The following is a 6,287-nucleotide window of genomic DNA, read 5'->3' as shown; positions in this document are numbered from 1 at the left end:
GTACAAAATGCCTGAGATTGCCACGTCGAGGCTTTGCCTCCCGTCGCAATGACGATTTGGTGTCCATGCAATAATACCTTGCAGGAATGACATAGAACGAGCTATACAATATTACTTACCTATGCAGAAATTTTTAAAGATCTCGCCTAGTATTTCTTCTACGTTGATAACACCCATAATTGCACCGATGCAGCGTGCCGTCATTCTAATATCTTCAGTTGCTAGAACTAAATCATTATCTAAGCTAAAAGCCGTTAAATGTGAGAGAGCTTGTTGTAAATAGTTACGATGACGCTGATTTGTTATATAAGGAGTTTCAGTAAATCCTGCCATGTTTTCGGCAATATTTTCAATATTTTTTAATATACTTGAAAGAGCAATATTATTTTTTACTGAAACTCTTAAGCATTTATATTTATTTTCAATAGAAAAGATTTTACTAGCTTTGATTAAATCGATTTTATTAATTATTGTGATAGTATTTTCATCAATTAAATTAATAATATCTCCATTTATAGAGGAGTCTAATTTTTCGGCATCAAACATTATAATTTTAATATCTGCTGTTTTAGCTGAATTTATAGCTCGTTTTATACCTTCCTGCTCGATAATGTCACTACTTTCTTCTCCTATACCTGCTGTATCCTGTAAAATAATAGGATAGCCGCCAATGTCTAAATGTCCCTCAATTATATCTCTAGTAGTTCCTGCAATATTTGAGACAATCGCTATATCTCTCTGCATTAAGAAGTTTAGTAAGCTAGACTTACCAACGTTTGGCGGACCAATAATTGCAAGCTTAAGACCACTTCGTAGTAATTCTCCTTTTCTGTTATCATTAAGATATTCCGATATTGTATTTACAAGAATTGTATGAGTATTAGTAACTTCATTAAGGACGGTATCAGGTATATCTTCATCAGGGAAATCTATATAAGCTTCAAGCAGAGAGATAATTTTTAAAAGCTGACTACGCCAATTATTATATAATTCTTCAAGTTTGCCGCTTGCTTGTCTAATTGCTTGCTTATGCTGCATTATAGTTTCGGCATTAATTAAATCGGCTATCCCCTCTGCTGCCGTTAAATCAAATTTGTTATTTAAAAAAGCTCTTTTGGTAAACTCTCCTGCTTCTGCCAAACGAATACCAGCTATATTTAATAATGTATTTGTCAGCATTATAGATATAGCTTTACTGCCATGCGTGTGAATTTCGACTACGTCTTCCCCGGTAAAGCTACCAGGTGACTTAAAATAAACAACCATAACATTATCGATTAGCTCCTTAGTTTCAGGGACTGTAATTTGTTGATAATACATTAATCTTGATTTAAAGTCCTTTCTACCGGTAAGTAGCTGTAAAACTTCTAAGCTTTTAGGACCAGAAATCCTAAAAACCGCTACGCCTGCTTTACCGAATGCAGAGCTTTGTGCAAATATCGTTTCCACTTATTTTCTATGCCTCTTGCTTAAGTTATTTTATATAATATAATAACAACAGAAATAATCATATTATTATTACTTAAGAAAATCATGACCCCAAAAACAACCTCTTTAAACTTTAGCCGTTTAAATTGTCAAATCCCGAATTATAAAACTAAAATTTTAGAACTTAGCAAGGAACATGAGTCAAGTTCCATATATATAGATTTTGTTCAAAAGTTTTTAAATTATATTCCGATAGATTATGATTTTGAGAATAGAGAAAAATTATTCCAAAATTTTGCAGATGAAGCCTTTAAGTTTTTTAAGCAAAGGATAGCAAGAGCAAGAAAAATAGCAATAACAAAGGCAGTTATCGAAAATGATCCGGCAATAAATGTCTTGATATTACTTGATAATAAGCCGCATATTGTTGATTTTATCATATGTTTGCTTAAAAACATGAATTTACAAACTAAGTTTTTACTCCATCCGGTAATAAACTGTGTCCGAAATAGTAAAGGAGAATTAGAAAAAATATTAGAAAATTCTGTGTCGGATGAAAAATCAGAATCAATACTACATTTAACCATTTTAGGAAATTTTGACGATAAAACTACTACATTTTTAACCGAGGCTATAAATGAAAGATTAGAAAAGTTAGAGCAAAGCTATAGCCATTTACCGCAATTACTCACAAAATTACAAGATTTATCTAAAAATATAATTGATAATTATAAATTAAATTTTAAAGAGGCTAAAGAATTCTTAAATTGGTTAAAAAACGATAATTTGGTTTTATTAGGGGCTCTTGATTTTGAAGTAAAATCTTTAAAATTAAGCAATGAAATAGGAGCAGCAAAAATATGGCAAGAAGTAAAAGACGAGATTGATGATATTATAAAATGTTCTGCTAATCCTTTATATCAAAATCAATTAATAATACTCGGTAAAATAAATAGTGCGTCGCTTATCCATTCAGATAATTTAATCGACTATATCTTAGTGAAAAAATTTGACTCTTCGGGTGAATATATTTCGGGAAGTATAATTTTCGGTGTATATAATTCAAATATGTATTACCATTCAATAAGTAATATTCCAATCCTACGACAAAAATTTAATTTTGTAATTGAGAAAGCCGGTTTTGCATTATCTGGTTATAATGCCGATAAGTTAAGAATTTTAATGGAGTCGTTACCGAGAGAAGCTTTAATACAAATTGATCAAGGCGATTTATATTGTATGTGTTTACATATGCTCTCAAGTATGATGAGTAAGAAGCTTAAATTATTTATTCAATATGATTGGTCTAGTTCTTTTCTTAATATCATAATTTTTCTGCCACGAGAACGTTTAACGGCTGAAATGCATAATATGATAGATTGTTATTTAGCAGAAAAATTCGGTAGTAAAATTTTATCCAACTATATCACCGAAGTAGCCGGTAATTTTTCTTATCTTTTTGTAACGCTTGAAGCACAAGGGGAACATAAAATAAATTTTGAAGCAGAAATAATACAGCAAGATTTAGATCGTATCTCTACATGTTGGAGTGAAGATTTTTATTTTAAGCTTTCTAAAAAATTCGGCGAATATCAAGCAGGTATTAATTTAAAGCTTTTTGATAATGTTTTTCCGGCAGATTATAGGCAAAAATTTTCTCCGGAAATAGCTTTAGTAGATATTGAATATCTAACGGAAGCAAGTAAGTCACAAAAATATATGTTTAATCTAGTTTCTGTAAATGAAACGGAATTTTACTTAAAAATATATAGTCCAAAAGTAAAACTTGCACTTTCTAACATATTGCCGCCAATAGAAAATTTAGGTTTTAAAGCAATTGATGAACAAACTTTTGCAATTAAGGAGGCTCTCGAAATCAAAGAAAGCTGGATATATAATTTTATCTTAACTTCTATTGTACCTGTAAAGGATAATATTACCGAATTAAAAATAAATGTTGAAGAAGCTTTAGACAAAATGGCACTTGGGGTGCTTGCTAATGATTCTTTAAGTAAATTAATAGTGCTTGCCGGTTTTAATTGGAAGCAAGTTAAACTTGTCAAAGCTTTAACAAGATATTTACATCAAACGGGATTTAGTTACGGTAAAGGCTATGTACAGTTAACGTTACTTAAACATCCCGAATATACAAAAATGTTGGTAAATCTATTTGATATAAAATTTAATCCTAAACATTCGGATAATAATTGTGACGTAATTAAAGACAAACTAAATAATTACTTAGTAACCGTTGAGATGAGTAGTGAAGATAAGGTACTACGTAATATGCTTGGTATAGTTAATGCTATTACTAGAACAAATTACTATCAACCACATAAACATATTTTTTCATTTAAGTTTGATTCTTCAAAAGTACCGGATTTACCTAAACCTGTCCCGTTTGCCGAAGCATTTATTTATTCTAGAAATTTTGAAGCTGTTCATTTAAGAGGCGGTCCCGTATCACGCGGAGGGCTTAGATGGTCGGATAGAGCAGAAGATTATAGGCTTGAGGTCCTTGGGCTTATGAAAGCGCAAATGACTAAGAATTCCGTTATTGTCCCTGTCGGTTCTAAAGGCGGCTTTTATGTTCATTTTACTGAGGAAGGGCTTACTCGTGATGAATATATGGAAAAAGTGGTAGAATGTTATAAGAATTTCCTAAGAGGTTTATTAGACATAACTGATAATATCATTGACGGTAAAGTAGTACATCCAAAAGATGTTATTATTTATGATAAAGAAGATCCTTATTTAGTGGTTGCTGCCGATAAAGGTACAGCCTCATTTTCAGATCATGCTAATAGTGTGGCAAGAGAATATAATTATTGGCTTGATGATGCTTTTGCTTCCGGTGGTTCTGCAGGTTACGATCATAAAAAAATGGCTATTACTTCCAAAGGAGTTTGGATTTCCGTAACTAATCACTTTAAAACTTTAGGGGTAGATGTCCAAAAAGACCCTATTACCGTTGTAGGTATAGGAGATATGTCGGGAGATGTGTTTGGTAACGGTATGCTCAGATCAAAGGCTATTAAGTTAGTTGCTGCCTTTAATCATAAACATATATTTATTGATCCTACTCCTGATCCTTTATCAAGTTTTAATGAGCGTTTGCGTTTATTTAATTTAAAGGGTTCTAATTGGTCTGATTATGATTCTAAGCTTATTTCTAAAGGAGGCAAAGTATTTGAACGCAGTAGTAAATTAATAAAATTATCACCGGAAATTAAAAAATTACTTGATATAAGTGATAATGAATTATCACCGGAAGAATTAATTAAAGCTATTTTAAAAGCAGATGTTGATTTATTGTGGAATGGCGGAATAGGCACTTATATCAAAGCTAAAACGGAAAGTAATTTAGAAATCGGTGATAAAGCAAATGATAACCTTAGATGTAACGGTGAAGAAATTAGAGCAAAAGTTATAGCAGAAGGCGGTAATGTTGGGGTATCACAGAGAGGTAGAGTTGAATATGCTAAAAAAGGCGGACGTATAAATGCTGACTTTATTGATAATTCAGCAGGTGTTGATTGCTCCGATCATGAGGTAAATATCAAGATTGCTTTAAGTAGTGCGATAACCTCAGGAAAAATTACTTTAGAAGAACGTAATAAACTTCTAAACGATATGACAAAGCAAGTTGAAGAGTTAGTATTACTTGATAATTATAAGCAAACTGAAGCAATAACAATTATGCAACTATCTCCTACTTTAACTGTTAATATACTTAGTCAATTTATAGATATTTTAGAAGAAGCAAAAGTATTAGAGCGGGAAAATGAATTCTTGCCTAGTGCAGAAGAATTGAATAGAAGAGCCATTAGCGGTGAAGTATTAACTCGTCCTGAGCTTTGCATATTGCTATCATATAGTAAGAGATCTGCTTATCATGAGTTAATTAATTCTACTTTTTCCCATGATAAATATTTTGATGCATATCTTATAGATTATTTTCCTGAAATGATGCGAAAAAAGTTTCGTAATGAAATTTTATCTCATCCACTTAAACATGAGATTATTAAAACCGTTACTATAAATAAAATAATTAATCAGCTTGGAGGACCGCTTATTAGTATTGTAAAGCGTGAGATTGGGGCTCCTCTTTGTGATATAATAAGGTCATATACCATTATTTGTGAAATTTTTGACCTTGATGATATATGGGAAACGATAAGTAAGCTACCTACTAATATTGATTACAATGTAAAAATCGACATGTTTACCGAAATAACGAAATTAATGCGTCGAGGTATTTCGTGGTTTATTAAAAATTTAAAACATCCTATTAATATTAGTGAAACTATAGAAGAGTTTAGAGTTCCTGCACAAAACTTAAGAAAAACGGTAGATACTTTATTAGTCGGAGAAACTAAAATAAGATTTGAAGAAAAATTAAATTATTATACCACTAGCGGGGTAGAGGAATCATTTGCTGCTACTATCGCTACATTTGACAATTTAATTTCAGTATTTGACATTATATATGTAACAAAACAGACTTCAGGGAATAATAAAGAGATAGCAAAAGCTTATTTTGTTATAAGTGATATGTTTAGTCTTGATTGGTTACGTAAAGCTTGTGATAGGCAATTGAACGATTCATTTTGGCGTCGCTTAGGTATTCAATCGCTAAAAGATGATTTATATGACAAACAACGTAGATTATTAATAAAAATAATTAATAAATCTAAAACAACTATTGATTTAAATTTATGGATTGGTAATAATAATAACTTAGTTAGAAATTTTCTTGATTTTATTAAAGAAATTAAAGCTCAAGAAACTATAGACTTAAATATAATTATTTTAGCAAACAAGACATTTGAAATATTCTTACAAAAACTTGAGTAAAT

The 6,287-nt window shown here is 30.9% G+C and carries 2 protein-coding genes; one reads left to right on the top strand and one right to left on the bottom strand.

From position 1 onward, the window contains the following. Positions 1–111: 111 nt before the first annotated feature. Complete coding sequence (gene mnmE / locus AB4K15_RS05250) at positions 112–1,449, bottom strand: tRNA uridine-5-carboxymethylaminomethyl(34) synthesis GTPase MnmE (protein WP_032073571.1); 1,338 nt, start codon at positions 1,447–1,449, stop codon at positions 112–114. An 84-nt stretch (positions 1,450–1,533) separates the two neighbouring features. Between mnmE and AB4K15_RS05245 the strand changes: the two genes are divergently transcribed. Further along, entirely contained in the window at positions 1,534–6,285 is a 4,752-nt protein-coding gene (locus AB4K15_RS05245) for an NAD-glutamate dehydrogenase (RefSeq protein WP_500225182.1), read from the top strand. Positions 6,286–6,287 lie beyond the last annotated feature (2 nt).

The sequence above is a fragment of the Rickettsia aeschlimannii genome (genome assembly GCF_047973405.1).
GTDB classification, from domain to species: Bacteria; Pseudomonadota; Alphaproteobacteria; order Rickettsiales; family Rickettsiaceae; genus Rickettsia; species Rickettsia rickettsii.
Note: the sequence above shows the minus strand (reverse complement) of the source record. Positions and strands in the feature narration are given on the sequence as shown.